Genomic DNA, 15,981 nt, shown 5'->3' with positions numbered 1-15,981 from the left:
TCAGCGTGCCGCGATCACTCGTCGGACATCGCTTCGTTCAGCATTTCGTTGGCCTTGGGCATGATGATCATCTGGCCCGCCACGGTGACCGCGCCGCTGACCAGTTGATCGGTGAACTCGGCATCGGTCAGCTCCGTGGAGCTGTCCAGAGCGGCGTTGAACTGCGCTTCGCCGTCGGTGCCGGCAGAGGGGTCCAGGTTCGGATCGATAGCATTTGTAGCCATGGTCGTTCTCCTTGCTGTTGAGCCCGAAGGCAGGGGTAGAACTCAGTTGAGGCCTGAAACCACTTGAGTCTCGGCGCCGCCGCGAAAGACCCTCACGCTGGCAGGGCCGGGCCCGGTGCTGACCGTCCGGCGCACGGTTGGACGCAGGGCGGCGAGTTGCTCATCGATCAGGCTCAGGTAACCGGGCAAGCCCACCGCGCGTACCTGGTGGCCGGTGGCGTCGACGGTCAGCCGGGCGCGCGGGCCGCCGGCCAGCAGCGGCGCCAGTGCGCCGTGCACCGCCGCGGTCGATAGCGTGCCGGTGTCGAAGGTGCGTGCCGCAGTGTCCTGGGTACTGTCGACGAACAGCGTGCTGCCATCGAAGTACCAGCCAAGCCCGTTGGCGATGCTGAGCGCGGCGAGAAAATCGGCGGCATTGTCGGCGCGCACCCTGCCGCGCACCTTGCCCTTGACGCTGTCGGCAAGCACCACGGCAAAGCCCAGGTTGCTGCCCATCTCCTGCAGGACCCCACGCACGTCCTGGTCAATGACCAGATAGGGATAGGGCTGCGCGGTCCAGGCCAGCGAGGCGTCGGTGTTTGCCCAGGCTGCCTCGTGCCCGGCCAGTACGCCCAGCATCAGCAGCAGGCACAGCCGCTGCGGTGTGCTGCGTGGGCGCTGGCGTGACATGCACATCGTTTCTGCGCCGTGTGGGCTCATGCGCTGTGGGCTCCTGCCGGTTATTGGAACGGGCCGAGTGTAGCCGTGCACACTTTGCGGTTTTGTGACGATGAGGCATTCACACTAATGCCTCGGATACGGGCTGTCGCTGTCACCGGACTGTCACCTGTTTAGGGTTCACTCAGCCCTTTGTCAGCCTTCAGGGGAGCGGTTCAGTGGGCGTTTCAAGACCCGGAAAGTCTTTGCCGATCTCGGCCCTGGCAGCGGCCTGCTTGTTGATGGGCGGCTGCGCAACGCAGGCTCCACCCAGCGATGAAGGCGCGCGATTGATGCAACTGGCCGCCGAGGTCGATCGACGCGGCGACCCCTCATCGGCGGTGGCTCTTTACGAGCGTGCTGCGGTACTGTCCAAGGAAGCGCCCGAGGTCATGCTGCAGTTGGGCGAAGCGCGCTTGGCCAGCGGCGATCCGCAAGGCGCGGCACGGGCCTTCCGTGGCGTGTTGGTCAACCAAGCTCAGGAGCCGCGAGCACTGCTAGGTCTGGGCACGGCGTTGTTGCAGGCAGGCGAAGTCAGCCGGGCGAGTGAGACCCTGGCACAGGCGGCGCCGATGATCGGCACGGCCAGTGCCTACAATCGCCTGGGTACTGCCGCAATGCTCGCCGGCCGGCAGGCGCAAGGACTTGCCGCGCTGCGACAGGCGCACGATCTGGCGCCGCAGAATCTGGATATCAGCACCAACCTGGCGCTGGCCTGCGCGCTCGACAGCCAGCCCGGCGAGGCCATCGAACGCATGGCACAGGTAGTACGCTCGCCATTGGCACGCCCCAGTCACTTGCGCCAGCAACTGCTGGTATTGACCCTGGCCGGCCAGGAGCAGCGTATCGCCGCCGAATTGCCTGATCTGGGTGCAGGCGAGCGAGTGGATCTGATCGGCAAGGCGCGAGCCATCAAGATGCTGCAAGACCCGGCCGACCGCGCTCGCGCCTTGGGCATTCTCAGTCGCCAGGCGCGCTGAGGCTCAGGGCGCCGGCGCGGCGAGTCGTTCCCGCTCCAGTGCCCGCTTGCGTTCCAGATCGGCGGTTTCCCCCAACAGATAATACTGGGCGGCGCGTCCCACAGGCGCTGCCAGCGTCGGCCCCATGGTTTGCCCCTGGTGCACGTCATTGGGGTTCTGCACCATCCGTTGCAGGTTCAGGGCGTTGGCGCAGCCGACGGGCAAACGCGCATGTCCCGCAGGGTTGTCGCCGCCAGTGCAAGCCATGGGCAAGGTGCGCGCAGCGCCGGTCGACGGATCTTCGCGCAGCATCAGGTAGTCCAGGGAATCGTCCGGCGTGTCCAATTCGGTGGCGCATCCGCCGAGCATCAGCAGGGATACAGCGCAGGCCAGGGTTCTGCAACGGGCAGTCCACAGAGGGTCAATCCACATACGCTCAGTCCACATAAAAGCCGAACTCCCTGTGTGCGGTCAGCGCAACGTTGCCGTTGGCCAACCGCCAGGCCGGGTTGTCGCGGGCAGGGTCCAGTGGCGTGGCCAGGCTGCGGTCGGCGACCGGCTCGACGATGTAGGGCGTGATCAGGATGACCAGTTCGGTTTCACTGCGCTGGAAGCGTTTGGACCTGAAGAGGTTGCCCAGCACCGGCACATCGCCCAGCAGCGGCAGCTTGTCGATGTCTTGCGAACTGCTGCGCTGGAACAGCCCGGCGATGGCAAAGGTCTGCCCGCTGCCGACTTCGACGCGGGTGTCGGCCCGGCGCACCTGAAAGCTGGGTACGCTGAACCCGCTGATCTGCACCTGGCTGGTGGTGGAGAGGCTGCTGACTTCGGGCCGCACTTGCAGGCCGATGCGTTTGTTGGGCAGCAGAGTCGGGGTGAACTGCAGCGAAACGCCGAACGATTTGTAGTCGATGCCGATCAGCTCATTACCGACCGGTACGGGCACCGGAATTTCGCCACCGGCCAGGAAACTGGCGGTCTGGCCGCTCAGGGCCGTGATGTTCGGCTCGGCCAGAATCTCCAGGAAACCGTTGCTCTGCAATGCATCGAGCAGCACATCGACGCTGGCGCTGCTGGAGTTGAACCCGGCCGACAACAGGTTGGTGGCGCCGGCCACCGCCGAGCTGGCCAGCGGGCCGCCGGTGATCAGTCCGAACGAGAACGAGCCGCTGTTGATCAAGGCATTCCAGTTGACGCCGTAGCGCAGTAACTGCTCGCGGGAGACCTCGGCGAAGCGCACGCGGATGTTCACCTGAGGCGAGCCTGGGTAGGTCGCTGCGTTGATCGGCGGCACGTCGGGCGGCGCACTGCTGACCAGCAGGGCGTTGAGCTCGAGCGCGCTGTCGAGGTCCGCCACGGCACCGTTGGCCAGCAAGCGCTTGCCCTGGCTGTGTACCTGCACTTGGTTGTCGGGGTTGCGCTGTTGCAGCGTCGCGCCGATGGCGGGGCTGACGCTCACCCGCACCGCACCTTGTGACACTTGCCGGGCGTCGAGGGCAAGCAGGTTGGTCTGGCCGTCGGTCTTGCCAAATACATAGGCTACGCCGGGCGAGACGATACGAATGTCGGCTATCGCGTTGTCGGCGATGAACACCGATTCCACGGGTGCAGCGAAGCGCAGGATGCGCCCTTCGCCAACGCTCAACTGGACCGTAGCGGTGTCTGCCGGATCGAACGTCATCCCCTGTGCCTGACCTGCCAGCGCAAGCGCCAGGCATGCCACGGTACGCGTTAGCTGTCTCAGCAGGCGGGTCAGCTCCCAGGCGGGCGCGCAGCGTGGGTTCATGCCATGACTCCTGCATCGGGAGCGGCCAGTGCGGGGGCAGGGTTGCCGGGCAGGGCGATGGAACGCAATGTGTGCAAGGTGAATTCTCGGGTCAGGTCTTGATAGGACAGCACGGGGACTTCCAGGTCGTGACGAACCAGCCATTGGCGCAGATAGCGGCGCAGGTCGGCCGATACCATCAATACCACCTGAAAATCGTCGGCCGTGCGGGTGAAGGCCTGGCGCAACTGCTCCAGCAGACTGTTTCCCAGCGCTTCCGGCAGGCTTGCGCCCCGGCCCGACTCGGTTCGGCGCAAGGCCTGGCGGATCGCGTCTTCGGCAGGCCGGGCCAATACGAAGGCGGCGATGACCCGGTGCTCGTCGGCATAGCGGTGACAGATCTGGCGTGACAACGCACTGCGTGCGTGCTCGCTGAGGACATGCAGCTCGAGGTCGCGCGGCCCCCATTCCACCAAAGCCTCGAGCAGGCCACGCAGGTTGCGCACCGCTATGCCCTCGTCGAGCAGGCGCCGGAGGATGTCGGCCAGGCGCTGCAGCGAGGTGTGCCGCAGTGTTTCGCGCACCAGCTCCGGGTAGTCGGCTTCGATCCGGTCGAGCAGGCGACGGGTTTCCTGGATGCCGATGAAGTCTGCGGCGTAGCGGGTCAGCACGGTCTGCAGATGGGTCCCCAGCGCCAGCTCCAATCCGTGAAAGCCGATGCCAGCCTGTTCCAGCGCCTCGCGATGGACATTATCGACCCACAGGGTTTCGCTGCGCCCGACCAGGGCCATGCCATGCTGCGGCTCCACGTCCAGCAATTGCAGGTGCATCGGGTCATCGCGCACCCACAGATGGGTAGCAGGCAACGGGCCTGCGCTGATGGGAACGCCTTCGAGCAGGATCGCGAACTGGTCGGCCGCCATGCCGGTGTCGATTCGCGTGCCCACCTCGGGCAACTCGACACCCAGCTTCTGCATCACCGCCTGGCGGGCGTCCTCGGCGTGCGCGCGTAGTTCGTCCAGCGTGAGGTGCTGGGCCAGTGCCTGGCCGACGCGCAACATGATTCGGCGCTCCGGCTCCATCGGCGCCGGCAGGCTTTCATGGTGGGCAGCGGCAGCCGCTGCGTCCGGTGGTTGCATGGTCGTGGCAGGCAGGGCTTGTGTCAGGGCAGGGCGGGTTTGCCGTCGATGCAAGGCAAACGCTGCCGCACCCAGAATTGCCGAAATGGCCACGAACACAGCTGCGGGAAAACCGGGAATCAACGCTACGGCCAATAGAATCACGGCGGTCAGAGTCAATGCGCGCTGGTTCGAGCCCAGCTGACCCATGATCTCGCTGCCCAGATCCTGGTCGTCATCGCTGGCGACCCGCGTCACCACGATCCCGGCCGCCACTGCGATCAGCAGCGCCGGGATCTGTGCGATCAGCCCGTCGCCGACGGTCAGCAGAGAGTAGGTGTGGCTGGCTTCGCTGAACGAAAGGCCGCGCTTGGCCATGCCGATCGCCATGCCGCCCAGCAGATTGACGAACAGGATCACCAGGCTGGCGATCGCATCGCCTTTGACGAACTTCATCGCCCCGTCCATCGCCCCGTACATCTGGCTCTCGCGTTCCAGCAGGGCGCGGCGCTGCTTGGCCTGTGCCGGTTCTATGTCGCCATTGCGCAGGTCGTTGTCGATGCTCATCTGCTTGCCGGGCATGGCGTCCAGGGTGAAGCGCGCGGCCACTTCGGCGACCCGTTCGGCGCCCTTGGTGATCACCAGGAACTGGGCCACAGTGATGATCAGAAACACCACCAGGCCGATCACCACTTCGCCGGCAATCACGAACTCGCCGAACGCTGCGACGATTTCACCCGCATCGCCCTGCAGCAGTATCAAGCGCGTGGTGGTGATCGACAGCGAAAGGCGCAGCAGGGTACTGAGCAAGATGATCGGCGGCAGGGCGGAAAAGTCCACCGAACGCGACACATAGAACGCCACCACCAGCACCAGCAGGCTGAAAGCGATGTTCACCGCGATCAGCGCGTCGACCATGGCCGTGGGCAGGGGAATGATCATCATCACCACCGCCAGCATCATGAAGGCGGCAATGACCACGTCGCTGCGTTGGGACGCCAGCACCGCCAGGCGGTTGAGGGGGGCGAGATTCATCGGTTTGAAGTCCTTGGCGGCGTAGGCCCCAGCAGATGATGGGAAAAGCACTCGCGTGCGCCGGCATGATCGCCGCTGACCCACAGTGCACGGCTGCGCAACAGTGAATGACACGGGTGATCACCTTCCAGGCCGATCAGGTAGTCGAGTGCGTTGAGCGCCCGGCGTCCGTCGCCCGACTGGGTGAACAGACCGATCAGGCTGCGCAGGATATGAATGTCGTCAGGGCAGATTCGGTAGGCCATGAGCAGGTAGGTCAGCGCGCGTCGTTCTTGGCCACTGCGTGCATACGACTGTCCCCGGCTGTGCAGCCACTGGGCGCAGTCACGGGGTAGCTGCGCCGCCCGCGTCTGGTCGGCGTCGCCTGGCAGATCGCGTTCAGGCGTCATGGTCGACGCCGGCTTCCAGATGCTGCTCGATGTCGCGCTGAAGTTGCAGTTCTTCGTGCAGCAAGGCCAACGCGACCGCCTCGGTCTCAGCGTCGGCACCCAGGCGCGGCACGATGACCTCGATCAGGTGCTGGAGGATCTGCGCGGTGCGATGCGGGCTGAATATCGTCGGGTCTTGAATCTGCACCTGGGTCAGTTGCTCGAGCCGCCCGCGCAGCGATCTACCGACCTCGGCGCGGCGGCTGCGGATGTGTTTCTCGAAGGCCTCGCGAGTGGCCGCCGCGGCCCCGGCGGCGGCGGGTTGCACAGGCTCGCTGCGCAGGCTCCCGGCTGCGGGCTCAGGCCCCTTGCGTGCTTCGACCTTCATGCTGGTCGCTCCAGCGTCGCAAGCCCGTTCACAGGGTCAGCTCGAATTCCTTGCCCTGGCGGGCGAGGATCAGCCGATCGTGTTCGATACGGTGCAGGACCCAGCCATCGGCCAGGGCCGCACCGGGATAGAGACGTTCGCCGCGTTCACCGACGACATAGGGCTGCGGGCCCAGCCAGACCGCCTGGAAATGCACCCGTGGCGGGACCAGCGGCGGCGCCGGCTGGACGTCGTTGCGCAGCACGGGCGTATTGCCCCAGGTTCGGTCATACCAGTTCTGTACCTCGATCCAGCGGGTGCGTTGGTCGCTGTCGACCAGGCCGCTGACCCGCAGCGTGTCGCCTCGAGTATCGATGGACAGGGGTTGCAGGCCAGCCTGATCCAGGCGATCACGCAAGGCAGCCAATGGTTCTGGCTGCGTTGCCGCGACGGCGCGCGGCGCAGCGGCACCCGGTGGAGCGCTGGCAGCGACAGCTGCCGGAGCAGCGTCGGGGCCAAGCCACCAAAGACAGGCTACGCCGATCGACAAACCCGCCACGGCGAGCATGGCCCAACGGGTGATTGCCGCTGGATGGGTCGTTTCGGCACCGGCCGGATGCGCCAGGCGCAGAGAAGTCTCACCGATGCTCATATGCACCGGCAGCGTGCAGCGGTAGCCGTGGCCTTGACTCACCCGTACGGCCCCGACCATGACATCGCCACCGGTGGCCTCTATCGCGAGGAAGCGCCGATGCACGTGCACCGTAAGGTGGGCTGGCCGAATCTGAGGGTCGCGCAGTACGATGTCGCAGTCTTCGTGTGCGCCAATGCGACACAGGCCGCTTTCAAGCGCAACGACCGCACCGGCATGCAGGCCGCTCAGCACGTTGAGCTCGGGAAGAAGGGGGCGGGCAACCAGTGGTAGAGCGCGGTGTGCAGCAGTCACAGGCATTCATCACTCGACGGCGACTAGAACGGGCGGATGGCGCAGGGCGCCACCCGCCAGCGAATCAGTTCTGCGGACGCTGCTTGGCGGCGTCTAGTTCGGACTTCTTCTCGGTGGTGATCTCAGTCACCTTGGCCGATTTCTCGATGGCCGAGTCGAAGGCCGCAGTCATTTTCTCGATGGCTGCGTCGGCGCTGCTGGTGCTTGCTGCTGGGGTAGTGGTGCTCATGGTGTCTCTCCTTGTTGAGGGGATGTAGGTCTGTTTCGCTGCTACTGCACAGATGCAGACTGCATGTCACCACAGCCACCGCGAGGTCAGTCCCGGTGGTTGCAGGGCTACCCTACAGGCAAGGCGGTTAAGGAATTGTGTCAGCGGCGAAATGCGCGGCGTTGGGTTGTAGCCGCAATACCTCGGTTGTCGGATAATGGCGCGCAGCCTCGCCAGCACGGTCGAGGTCTCGCCACTGAGGATTGTGTGATGGTAAAAGCGCGCCCGCGTCCGGCGGTAAATGGAGTCGCTTCGGCCGATCGGGTGCTGACGGTGCTTTCCGCGTTCGCAATAGGTGATACCGCGCTGAGCCTGGTGGAGCTGGTCAATCGCACCGGGCTGATCAAGAGCACCATCATGCGGCTCATGGTCTCGCTGGAAGACCACGGCTACATCACCCGAATGGCCGACGGGCGCTACCAGCTCGCCAGCGAAGTGATGCGCCTGAACGCGGTGTATCAGGAGGCCCTGGACCTGGAGCGCCACGTGATGCCCAGGCTGCAACTGCTGGCCGAACAGACCGGCGAGACAGCCTCGTTCTATGTGCGCCATGGCGCCTACCGGATGTGCCAATTCCGGGTGAACTCCGCGCATCGGCTGCGGCTCAACATGCAGCCCGGCGACATGCGTCCGATGGATGAAGCAGCCGGGGCTCAGGCGCTGCGCGTGCCGGTACAAACCGGTACTGCGCTGGAACAACCCTATTTTTCCAAGGGCGCCACCGATCCCCACGCATCATCCATTGCCCTGCCGGTGTATGGCGCGCAGCGCGAGCTGATGGGGGCGTTGGTCATTTCCGGGCCGGCCAGTCGGCTCACCGAAGAGGTCGCCCAAGGCCACTGGGCGCTGCTCTTCGACACCGCCCGCGACCTCATGCGCAGCCTGGGCTTCAAGCCCGTGGACGACAAGGCTGCTGGCGGCGAATCGAACGCCGCCGACTGAGCTTCACATCCTGTGCCTCCGACGCAGCTGCACGCCCAGGTGGTCAACGACCCAACAAATGACGGTTGACCACACAGCGCGGATCCAGCTCGGCACCGCTCCAGACTGCAAGAATCTGTTGCAGCGCCACCAGGCCTACACGGTCGCGAGCCTCGGCAGTATTGGCGCCCACGTGCGGGGTGGCTACCAGCGTCGGCAGATCCCACAGGGCGCTGTCCGCTGGCGGTGGCTCGGGACTGAACGTATCCAGGCCGGCACCGGCAATCTGTCCTTCGCGCAGTGCCCTGACCAGCGCTTCAGTGTCCACCAGCTCGCCCCGCGCGGTGTTGATCAAAATGCTGCCCGGACGCATGCGCGCCAGTTGCGCAGCGCCGATCAGATGATGATTGCTGTCGGTCAGCGGGCAGTGAAGGCTGACGACATCGCTATCGGCCAACAGCCGCTCCAGGTCTTCCTCACGCTCGACATGGGCGCGCATTGGCAGCTCACGCAGATAGGGGTCGTAGACCTTGACGCGCATCTGCAGCGGCGCCACCAGATCCATGAGGATGCTGCCGATGGAGCCCAGGCCGACCAGACCCAGGGTCTTGCCGAATAATTCGATGCCATTGGCCGACGACTTGTCCCAATGACCTTGGCGCATGCGTGCGTCCAGCCATGCCGTCTGGCGCGCCACGCTGAACAGCAGGGCAAAGGCGTGCTCGGCCACCGACTGCGCGTTGGCGCCCACTGCGATGGTCACCGGAATGCCGAGGTCTGCGGCGGCCTGGATGTCGATGGTGTTGTAGCCCACCCCGTGCTTGGCAATGATTTTCAGCGCATGCGAGGCGTCGATCATTGCGCGGGTCAATTGACCTTGGCGAACGATGATCGCGTCAGGTTGCTCCGCCCGGATAACGGCGAGCAGTTCCTGCTCGGGCAGATAAGGCGTGGTGGGGATGACTCTCACGCCGTGTGCGGCAGCGAGATGCATGGCTTCGGGAGCGAGCTGGGGACCTGTCAGCAGGACGGTGTGGGACATCGTGAATACCTTGTTCTTATTGGAAGCTTGCGGGGAGGAGTCTGCCAATGCTCGGACATGACCCAGAAAAGAATCTAGCATAATGAAATGACGTTGCAATAAACGATTCTGAAGAATCTTTTGTTCACGATCTGTCGCGATAAAAGGCAGTTGCATCGGTTTAAATGAAATGCAATTCTAAAAATACGACATCGAATAACGCCAAGTAGAGGTATGTCACATGAGCATCGGCTTTCAGGTCCTGCAGCGCCCGCGCAAGGTCGACCCGCAATGGGTCGAGCGCTATCGTGAACTCCCCGTCGCCAATGTGAGCGATTCCATGAACCGCATGACCGCTGCCGGCACGCGTCTACGGCCCATGCACCGGCAAGGCGTGCTGGCCGGACCGGCATTGACCGTCAAGGCGCGGCCTGGCGACAACCTCATGCTGCATTACGCGCTGGATATCGCCGAGCCGGGCGATGTGATCGTGGTCGACGCAGGCGGCGATCTGACCAATGCGCTGATCGGGGAAATGATGGTGGCCTACGCCGTCAAGCGGGGCGTGGCAGGAATCGTCATCAATGGTGCCATTCGTGACGCGGCCAACATCGGTGCGGGTGACTTTCCACTGTTCGCTGCAGGCGTTTCCCATCGTGGCCCCTACAAGGATGGCCCTGGCGAGGTCAACGTGCCGATCGCCATCGACGGCATGGTGGTCGAACCCGGTGATTTGGTGATCGGCGATGAAGACGGTTTGCTGTGCGTGCCCTTCGACCATGTCGAACAGGTGTATGCACGTGCCGCTGCCAAGTACGCCGCCGAGCACAAGCAACTGGAGCAGATCGCCCAGGGCAGCAATGATCGTTCTTGGGTGATCGCTGCTCTGAAAACCAAGGGTTGCGCGCTGCCGGGCGAGGCTTGATTCGAGCGTCTTCGCTAAAAAGCGAGCCGGCAGACCCGTTGACGGAAATGGCTTTTAAAATGCCGTTCTATTCTGCTAGATTCGATGCATTGTTCCTTGAGACGAGAAACCTGCCACCAAGTCCCAACCCGTTTGTTGCCTCCAATAAAAACAACAGAGGAACACATAGATGAAACGCCACAGCACCTGTTTGTCCGCAGCGTTCCTGGCCCTTGCCATGAGCGCGCTGAACGCCCACGCCGCCTGGCCGGAAGACCGCCCCATCGAATTTCTCGTCGCCTACGCGCCGGGTGGCAGTACCGACGTGATGGCGCGCACCATGCAGCCGTACCTGGAAAAACGTCTCGGGGCCAAGGTGGTCATCGTCAATCGCCCGGGAGCTGCGGGTGAAATCGCCTACACGGCATTGAGCAAGGCTCGGCCCGATGGCTACACCTTCGCGTTCATCAACACACCTGGTTTCCTCAGCACCCGAGTGCAGCGCAAGGTCGGCTATGCGGCCGACTCCATTCGTCCTGTAGCTCGCATCGTCGATGACCCCACCGTGCTGGCCGTGCCGAACGACTCACCCTACAAAACCCTCAACGATTTCATACAGGCTGCCAAGGCCGCTCCAGGCAAGTTGTCGGTGGGCACCTCGGGCGTGGGCACCGACGATCACTTGATGATGGTGCAACTGGACCAACTGGCGGGTATCGAACTGACTCACGTTCCCTTTGGTGGCGCATCCGAGTCGAGCACTGCCTTGATGGGAGGTCACATCAGTGCGGCCGGACAGAACATCAGCGAGCTGAGCGATGACAGCAAGTATCGGGTGTTGGCGCAGTTCTCCGCCGAACGCATGCCCCAGGAACCGGACCTGCCTACGGCCAAAGAGCAAGGCGTCGACCTGGTGATGACCTCCGAGCGCGGCATTGCGGCACCGGCCAAGGTCCCGGTCGAGATCGCTGCACGCATGTCCGTGGCTGTGAAGGAGGTGCTTGAAGATCTGGCTTTTCTCAAGCAGGCCAAGGACCTGTCCTTGCCCATCGCCTACCTGTCCGGTGAGGACTGGGCTGCCCAGATGCCGGCGCAGACGGAGCGCTTCCAGCAGCTCTGGAGCGCGTCGCCATGGGTGAAATGAGCATGACCGCACGGGGCAGCCGCCCCGATCTGCTGGCAAGCGGGATCTTCATCGGGCTGGGTGGCCTGGTGCTGTGGTCGACCAGCGACCTGCCGGTCGGCAGCGCGGCGATGATGGGGCCCGGCTTCATGCCGCTGATGATTGGCTCGCTGATCATCGTTCTGGGTTTGGTCGTGGGCCTGGTCGGCATGTTCAAGCAGGTGGAGGCCATCGATCGCGTCAAGCTGCGCCCGCTGCTGATCCTGCTGGCAGCGGTAGGGGGATTCGCCCTGGCCGCCGAGCTGGCCGGGTTCGTCATCGCCGCAGCAGGACTGATCATCTTCGGCAGCATGGCGGACAAGGAGTGGCGTGTTCGTGAAGTGCTCATCTCCAGTACGGTATTGACCCTGTTCGGGCTGCTCGTATTCATCTATGGACTCGATGTCCAAATGCCGGTGGGACCCTTCTGATGGACATGTTCGACGCACTGTACCTGGGTTTTTCCGAAGCAATGAGTCCGACCAATCTGGCGTTCTGTCTGATCGGTGCACTGCTCGGAACCTTGATCGGCGTATTGCCAGGCATCGGTCCGACCGCAACCGTGGCGATCCTGCTGCCGATCACTTATTTCCTGCCGCCACTCGCCGCGCTGATCATGCTGGCGGGTATCTTCTACGGCGCTCAATATGGAGGATCGACCACAGCCATTCTGGTCAACCTGCCGGGCGAGGCCTCGGCGGTCGTCACGGCGCTCGACGGCCACGCCATGGCCAAGCAGGGCAGGGCGGGTGCGGCCTTGGCGACTGCGGCGCTGGCCTCTTTCTTCGCCGGTACCGTGGCGACCGTGGCCCTGGCCGTGGCAGGTCCGCTGCTGTCCAAGTTCGCGCTCTCCTTCGGCCCCGCGGAATACGTGGCCTTGACCGTGTTCGGCTTGCTGGCGGCGACCATCCTGGCCAGTGGCTCGGTGATCAAGGCGGTCGGCATGGTCTGCATCGGCTTGCTCCTGGGGATGGTCGGCATCGACGTGAGCAGCGGTTCGACGCGGCTGACGTTCGGCAGCACCGACCTGTACGACGGTATCGATTTCGTGGTCATCGCGGTCGGTCTGTTCGGCATTGCCGAGATCGCGGTCAACCTGGAGTCCGGCGAGGCCAAGACGTCGCTGGCCGGCAAGATCACCCGCCTGTGGCCCACTCGCGAGGACTTCCGCAAGGCGTGGCCGGCTACCCTGCGAGGTACGGCCCTGGGTACGTTTCTAGGTGTATTGCCAGGCGGCGGCGCAACGCTCAGTGCCTTCAGCGCCTACTCGCTGGAAAAGAAGATGTCGAAGACCCCGGAGAAGTTTGGCACCGGTCTGGTCGAAGGCGTCGCTGCACCGGAAGCCGCCAACAATGCCGGCGCGCAGTCCTCGTTCATTCCATTGCTCACCCTGGGCATTCCGTCCAACTCGATCATGGCGATGATGCTCGGGGCCATGATGATCCATGGCATTACCCCCGGTCCTTCGGTGATCACCAATCAACCGGCGCTGTTCTGGGGGCTGATAGCCAGCATGTGGATCGGCAACGTCATGCTGCTGGTCATCAACCTGCCGTTGATCGGCCTCTGGGTGCGCCTGCTGCGGGTGCCATACCGCCTGTTGTTCCCGGCTATCCTGCTGTTCTGCTGCGTTGGCGTGTACAGCGTGAACAACCGCGGTTTCGATGTGGCACTGGTGATCATCTTCGGCCTGCTGGGCTATCTGTTCCGCAAGGCCAAATGCGAGCCTGGCCCACTGTTGCTCGGCTTCGTACTGGGCCCGCTGCTGGAAACCAATCTGCGCCGCGCACTGTTGATCTCCCAAGGCGATCCCGCCGTACTCATCGAGCGGCCCATCAGTGCGGTGCTGTTCGCCGCGTCGGCCATTCTGTTGGTCATGATGGTGCTGCCGGCGTTTCGCAAGAAGCGTGAAGAAGCCTTTCAGGACGAAGAAGTGTAAAGGCGTACCGGGCGTGGTTCGAACACGTTCAGCCGTGCAGATGTCGGTGGATGTGTTCGACGACGCAGGCTTCCACAGCGCCTTCACCGGCACCCTGGGCAAACACCGCACAACTGGCCGAAACGTCGCCTGCGCAGCCTCTGTACACCGCCACAACGCTGCCGGGGCCGCATCCGGTATGCCCCGTCAACACCTGCCCATCGGCCACGGGCCCGCGCATCAGCCCTAGCGCATAGCCCGGCGCCGACCACGGGCGTCCGGCGATCGGGCCGCCCAGTGTGCGCGTCTCCTGCATCGCCAGCAGCAGGTCGGCCGGCAGCAGGCTATCACCCAACAGCCGGTCCAGGAGCAGGGCTGCTTGCGACAGTGGGCCGATCAACAATCCGTGATAGACCCAGCCCGGGTCATAGGTCGCAGGCCCAGTACAGGCTTGTTGCAGATCGGCGCGATCGGCCGCGAATCGCACATCGTCGATACCCAGTGGCAGCAGCACTCGCGTGCGAACCGCCTCGGCCAGGGGCAGGTTGCTGGTGTGTTCGATCAACCTTGCCACCATCAGGTAGCCCACGTTGGAGTAATGCCAGCCTGCACCTGGCTTGTACCGAAGTCGGTCGGCCTGCAACCGCTCGAGCATTTCCTGCGCCGACCAGGGCAGCTCATGGTTGGCGACAGCGGTGTGGTAGTCGGCCAACTCGGAATAATCCGCCAGTCCCGCCTCGTGCCGCAGCAACTGGCGCAAGGTGTAGTCGTTGCCTGCCAACGGATCGTCCAGGCTCAGTTGCCCATCGCGCACCAGTGTCAGTGCGGTGGCGGCAAGGACCGTTTTGGTGAAGCTCCACCAGGGCAGCGTTGGCTCGCAGGGTTGTGGATACAGTTCAAGTCGGCCGTTGACGACCACGGACATCAGCATGCTGGCCTCGCGAGTGAGTGATGTGACGGATGAGGAATGTGCAACTGGCGCCTTTCCCCCAGGCGTCCTATGGTAGACCAGACTTGTGCACAACGACTTCCCCACCCTACTGGAGACTCCCATGCAAACCACGGGCAACACGATCCTGATCACCGGTGGCGGCAGCGGCATCGGTCGCGCCTTGGCCGAAGCCTTTCTGGCCCAAGGTAACGAGGTGATCATCGCGGGACGCCGAGAAGCGCTGCTCAAACAGGTAGTCGCGGCCAATCCGGGCTTGCACTACACCGTACTCGACACCAGCGATGCGCAGGACCGGCAACGGGTTGTCGAACAACTGATCGAACGCCACCCGGACCTCAACACGGTCATTCACTCGGCCGGCATCATGCGCGGCGAGTCACTGCGCGCAGGTCCCACCGAACTCGACGCCACGGTCGCTACCAACCTGCTGGGCCCCATTCATCTGGATGGCCTGCTGCTACCGCACTTTCTCACTCGACCCCACGCGGCCATCGTGACGGTCTCCTCCGGGCTGGCGTTCGTTCCGTTGGCCCTGACCCCCAGCTACTGCGCAACCAAGGCGGCGGTCCACTCCTACAGCCAGTCGCTGCGCTACCAGCTCAAGGACACCGCCGTGAAGGTCCACGAACTGGTGCCGCCGTACGTCCAGACCGAACTGATGGGCGAGCGCCAAGCCAACGACCCCCATGCGATGCCGCTGGCGGAGTTCATCGACGAAGTCATGGCGATTTTCGAACGCTCGCCGGATGCCGAGGAGATTCTCGTCGAGCGGGTAAAGCCGCTGCGTTTCGCCGAAGCCAATGGCGGCTATGGACAGTTCTTCACGAACTTCAACGACCAGATGGCTGCGGCGCGGGCGGGGGAGTAGGGCACGAGGTACGTTCTGGTCCGTGCCTGGTCGACGCCTTGGTCCCTTCAAACCTCAGGTAACTTCGCTATCACCTTGATCTCGAAATCGAAGCCATACAACCACGTCACCCCCACGCAGGTGATGTTCGGGAAAGGCGCCTGGCCCCAGTATTCAGGCACCACTTCCCAGATGGTTTCGAACCGGGACTGCGGGTCGACGATGAACACCGTCACGTCCACTACATCGTCGAAGGTGCACTGCGCCGCGTGCAGCACGGCGTTGAGGTTCTGGAAGGCCAGGCGTACCTGGTCTCGCAGGTCCGGTTCGGGTGAGCCGTCTTCGCGGCTGCCGACCTGGCCGGACACGAACAGCAGGCCATTGCTGCGAACGGCGGGTGAATAGCGGTTGCGTTCATAAAGGGCCTGGCGGCCGGTTGGAAAAACGACGTCACGCTGAGTCATGGGATTGCCTCCGTAAGCGGGCCGGGCGACCCGTATCTATCGAAGG

19 protein-coding genes are annotated in these 15,981 nt (G+C 63.9%); 7 read left to right on the top strand and 12 right to left on the bottom strand.

What is annotated here, in order from left to right; all coding sequences use genetic code 11:
* Positions 1-14 precede the first annotated feature (14 nt).
* Both ABMD26_RS02795 and ABMD26_RS02790 read right to left on the bottom strand, forming a co-directional pair.
* Positions 15-224 (bottom strand): hypothetical protein, encoded by a 210-nt coding sequence (locus ABMD26_RS02795; protein ID WP_122741907.1) that lies wholly within the window; start codon positions 222-224, stop codon positions 15-17.
* Between the two features lie 42 nt (positions 225-266).
* Positions 267-923: a hypothetical protein gene (locus tag ABMD26_RS02790; protein WP_354307557.1), complete on the bottom strand. Its 657-nt coding sequence runs from the start codon at positions 921-923 to the stop codon at positions 267-269.
* A gap of 290 nt (positions 924-1,213) precedes the next feature.
* On the opposite strand from ABMD26_RS02790, the gene ABMD26_RS02785 reads away from it, so the two are divergent.
* The gene (locus tag ABMD26_RS02785; RefSeq protein ID WP_354307555.1) at positions 1,214-1,900 is read left to right on the top strand and encodes a tetratricopeptide repeat protein; all 687 of its coding nucleotides are present in this window, start codon (positions 1,214-1,216) and stop codon (positions 1,898-1,900) included.
* Positions 1,901-1,903: 3 nt separating this feature from the next.
* Here the strand turns inward: ABMD26_RS02785 and ABMD26_RS02780 are convergent, their stop codons facing one another.
* The 7 genes from ABMD26_RS02780 to ABMD26_RS02750 all read right to left on the bottom strand — a co-directional run bounded on the left by ABMD26_RS02780 (position 1,904) and on the right by ABMD26_RS02750 (position 7,707).
* On the bottom strand, positions 1,904-2,311 hold the full coding sequence (locus ABMD26_RS02780; RefSeq protein WP_354307553.1) for a hypothetical protein: 408 nt from the start codon (positions 2,309-2,311) through the stop codon (positions 1,904-1,906).
* A gap of 4 nt (positions 2,312-2,315) precedes the next feature.
* Positions 2,316-3,560, bottom strand: a complete 1,245-nt coding sequence (locus ABMD26_RS02775) for a type II and III secretion system protein family protein (RefSeq protein ID WP_354311784.1) — start codon at positions 3,558-3,560, stop codon at positions 2,316-2,318.
* 101 nt (positions 3,561-3,661) lie between these two features.
* Positions 3,662-5,797, bottom strand: a complete 2,136-nt coding sequence (sctV, locus tag ABMD26_RS02770) for a type III secretion system export apparatus subunit SctV (protein ID WP_354307551.1) — start codon at positions 5,795-5,797, stop codon at positions 3,662-3,664.
* Positions 5,794-6,186, bottom strand: a complete 393-nt coding sequence (locus ABMD26_RS02765) for a tetratricopeptide repeat protein (RefSeq protein ID WP_320497292.1) — start codon at positions 6,184-6,186, stop codon at positions 5,794-5,796. Before ABMD26_RS02765 ends, sctV begins: the two co-directional genes overlap by 4 nt.
* The gene (locus ABMD26_RS02760; protein ID WP_354307549.1) at positions 6,176-6,553 is read right to left on the bottom strand and encodes a hypothetical protein; all 378 of its coding nucleotides are present in this window, start codon (positions 6,551-6,553) and stop codon (positions 6,176-6,178) included. Before ABMD26_RS02760 ends, ABMD26_RS02765 begins: the two co-directional genes overlap by 11 nt.
* Positions 6,554-6,581: 28 nt before the next feature.
* Entirely contained in the window at positions 6,582-7,484 is a 903-nt protein-coding gene (locus tag ABMD26_RS02755; RefSeq protein ID WP_354307547.1) for a SctD/MshK family protein, read from the bottom strand.
* A 58-nt stretch (positions 7,485-7,542) separates the two neighbouring features.
* Entirely contained in the window at positions 7,543-7,707 is a 165-nt protein-coding gene (locus tag ABMD26_RS02750; protein ID WP_167335519.1) for a hypothetical protein, read from the bottom strand.
* A 249-nt stretch (positions 7,708-7,956) separates the two neighbouring features.
* On the opposite strand from ABMD26_RS02750, the gene ABMD26_RS02745 reads away from it, so the two are divergent.
* Entirely contained in the window at positions 7,957-8,688 is a 732-nt protein-coding gene (locus ABMD26_RS02745; protein ID WP_122741914.1) for an IclR family transcriptional regulator, read from the top strand.
* A 43-nt stretch (positions 8,689-8,731) separates the two neighbouring features.
* Here the strand turns inward: ABMD26_RS02745 and ABMD26_RS02740 are convergent, their stop codons facing one another.
* Positions 8,732-9,709: a hydroxyacid dehydrogenase gene (locus ABMD26_RS02740; RefSeq protein WP_354307544.1), complete on the bottom strand. Its 978-nt coding sequence runs from the start codon at positions 9,707-9,709 to the stop codon at positions 8,732-8,734.
* A 220-nt stretch (positions 9,710-9,929) separates the two neighbouring features.
* Here ABMD26_RS02740 and ABMD26_RS02735 point away from each other — a divergent pair, with 220 nt between their 5' ends.
* The 4 genes from ABMD26_RS02735 to ABMD26_RS02720 all read left to right on the top strand — a co-directional run bounded on the left by ABMD26_RS02735 (position 9,930) and on the right by ABMD26_RS02720 (position 13,693).
* Positions 9,930-10,613, top strand: a complete 684-nt coding sequence (locus ABMD26_RS02735) for an RraA family protein (RefSeq protein ID WP_122741916.1) — start codon at positions 9,930-9,932, stop codon at positions 10,611-10,613.
* Between the two features lie 169 nt (positions 10,614-10,782).
* A complete protein-coding gene (locus tag ABMD26_RS02730) occupies positions 10,783-11,736 on the top strand; it encodes a tripartite tricarboxylate transporter substrate binding protein (RefSeq protein ID WP_134721160.1) in 954 nt (317 codons plus the stop codon).
* Entirely contained in the window at positions 11,724-12,185 is a 462-nt protein-coding gene (locus ABMD26_RS02725; RefSeq protein WP_197978988.1) for a tripartite tricarboxylate transporter TctB family protein, read from the top strand. The genes ABMD26_RS02730 and ABMD26_RS02725 overlap by 13 nt, the downstream gene beginning before the upstream one ends.
* Positions 12,185-13,693: a tripartite tricarboxylate transporter permease gene (locus ABMD26_RS02720; RefSeq protein WP_043188531.1), complete on the top strand. Its 1,509-nt coding sequence runs from the start codon at positions 12,185-12,187 to the stop codon at positions 13,691-13,693. The genes ABMD26_RS02725 and ABMD26_RS02720 overlap by 1 nt, the downstream gene beginning before the upstream one ends.
* Before the next feature lie 28 nt (positions 13,694-13,721).
* On the opposite strand, the gene ABMD26_RS02715 is transcribed toward ABMD26_RS02720, so the two are convergent.
* Entirely contained in the window at positions 13,722-14,603 is an 882-nt protein-coding gene (locus tag ABMD26_RS02715; RefSeq protein ID WP_134721158.1) for a serine hydrolase domain-containing protein, read from the bottom strand.
* Positions 14,604-14,724: 121 nt separating this feature from the next.
* On the opposite strand from ABMD26_RS02715, the gene ABMD26_RS02710 reads away from it, so the two are divergent.
* Positions 14,725-15,492 (top strand): SDR family oxidoreductase, encoded by a 768-nt coding sequence (locus ABMD26_RS02710; protein WP_134721156.1) that lies wholly within the window; start codon positions 14,725-14,727, stop codon positions 15,490-15,492.
* A gap of 47 nt (positions 15,493-15,539) precedes the next feature.
* Here the strand turns inward: ABMD26_RS02710 and ABMD26_RS02705 are convergent, their stop codons facing one another.
* Positions 15,540-15,935, bottom strand: coding sequence for a RidA family protein (locus ABMD26_RS02705; protein WP_122741922.1), 396 nt, complete (start codon positions 15,933-15,935; stop codon positions 15,540-15,542).
* Positions 15,936-15,981: the final 46 nt, after the last annotated feature.

The sequence above is a fragment of the Pseudomonas sp. PvP001 genome (assembly GCF_040546375.1).
Classification (GTDB): domain Bacteria; phylum Pseudomonadota; class Gammaproteobacteria; order Pseudomonadales; family Pseudomonadaceae; genus Aquipseudomonas; species Aquipseudomonas coleopterorum.
The sequence above is the reverse complement of the archived record's forward strand: the minus strand, read 5'-3'. Positions and strand labels throughout refer to the sequence as shown.

What these genes read in the sequence shown, in the direction of transcription:
- ABMD26_RS02795 (WP_122741907.1), bottom strand. Translation starts at nt 224, where the DNA reads ATGGCTACAAATGCTATCGATCCGAACCTGGACCCCTCTGCCGGCACC.
- ABMD26_RS02790 (WP_354307557.1), bottom strand. Translation starts at nt 923, where the DNA reads ATGAGCCCACACGGCGCAGAAACGATGTGCATGTCACGCCAGCGCCCA.
- ABMD26_RS02785 (WP_354307555.1), top strand. Translation starts at nt 1,214, where the DNA reads ATGCAACTGGCCGCCGAGGTCGATCGACGCGGCGACCCCTCATCGGCG.
- ABMD26_RS02780 (WP_354307553.1), bottom strand. Translation starts at nt 2,311, where the DNA reads ATGTGGATTGACCCTCTGTGGACTGCCCGTTGCAGAACCCTGGCCTGC.
- ABMD26_RS02775 (WP_354311784.1), bottom strand. Translation starts at nt 3,560, where the DNA reads ATGACGTTCGATCCGGCAGACACCGCTACGGTCCAGTTGAGCGTTGGC.
- sctV (WP_354307551.1), bottom strand. Translation starts at nt 5,797, where the DNA reads ATGAATCTCGCCCCCCTCAACCGCCTGGCGGTGCTGGCGTCCCAACGC.
- ABMD26_RS02765 (WP_320497292.1), bottom strand. Translation starts at nt 6,186, where the DNA reads ATGACGCCTGAACGCGATCTGCCAGGCGACGCCGACCAGACGCGGGCG.
- ABMD26_RS02760 (WP_354307549.1), bottom strand. Translation starts at nt 6,553, where the DNA reads ATGAAGGTCGAAGCACGCAAGGGGCCTGAGCCCGCAGCCGGGAGCCTG.
- ABMD26_RS02755 (WP_354307547.1), bottom strand. Translation starts at nt 7,484, where the DNA reads ATGCCTGTGACTGCTGCACACCGCGCTCTACCACTGGTTGCCCGCCCC.
- ABMD26_RS02750 (WP_167335519.1), bottom strand. Translation starts at nt 7,707, where the DNA reads ATGAGCACCACTACCCCAGCAGCAAGCACCAGCAGCGCCGACGCAGCC.
- ABMD26_RS02745 (WP_122741914.1), top strand. Translation starts at nt 7,957, where the DNA reads ATGGTAAAAGCGCGCCCGCGTCCGGCGGTAAATGGAGTCGCTTCGGCC.
- ABMD26_RS02740 (WP_354307544.1), bottom strand. Translation starts at nt 9,709, where the DNA reads ATGTCCCACACCGTCCTGCTGACAGGTCCCCAGCTCGCTCCCGAAGCC.
- ABMD26_RS02735 (WP_122741916.1), top strand. Translation starts at nt 9,930, where the DNA reads ATGAGCATCGGCTTTCAGGTCCTGCAGCGCCCGCGCAAGGTCGACCCG.
- ABMD26_RS02730 (WP_134721160.1), top strand. Translation starts at nt 10,783, where the DNA reads ATGAAACGCCACAGCACCTGTTTGTCCGCAGCGTTCCTGGCCCTTGCC.
- ABMD26_RS02725 (WP_197978988.1), top strand. Translation starts at nt 11,724, where the DNA reads ATGGGTGAAATGAGCATGACCGCACGGGGCAGCCGCCCCGATCTGCTG.
- ABMD26_RS02720 (WP_043188531.1), top strand. Translation starts at nt 12,185, where the DNA reads ATGGACATGTTCGACGCACTGTACCTGGGTTTTTCCGAAGCAATGAGT.
- ABMD26_RS02715 (WP_134721158.1), bottom strand. Translation starts at nt 14,603, where the DNA reads ATGCTGATGTCCGTGGTCGTCAACGGCCGACTTGAACTGTATCCACAA.
- ABMD26_RS02710 (WP_134721156.1), top strand. Translation starts at nt 14,725, where the DNA reads ATGCAAACCACGGGCAACACGATCCTGATCACCGGTGGCGGCAGCGGC.
- ABMD26_RS02705 (WP_122741922.1), bottom strand. Translation starts at nt 15,935, where the DNA reads ATGACTCAGCGTGACGTCGTTTTTCCAACCGGCCGCCAGGCCCTTTAT.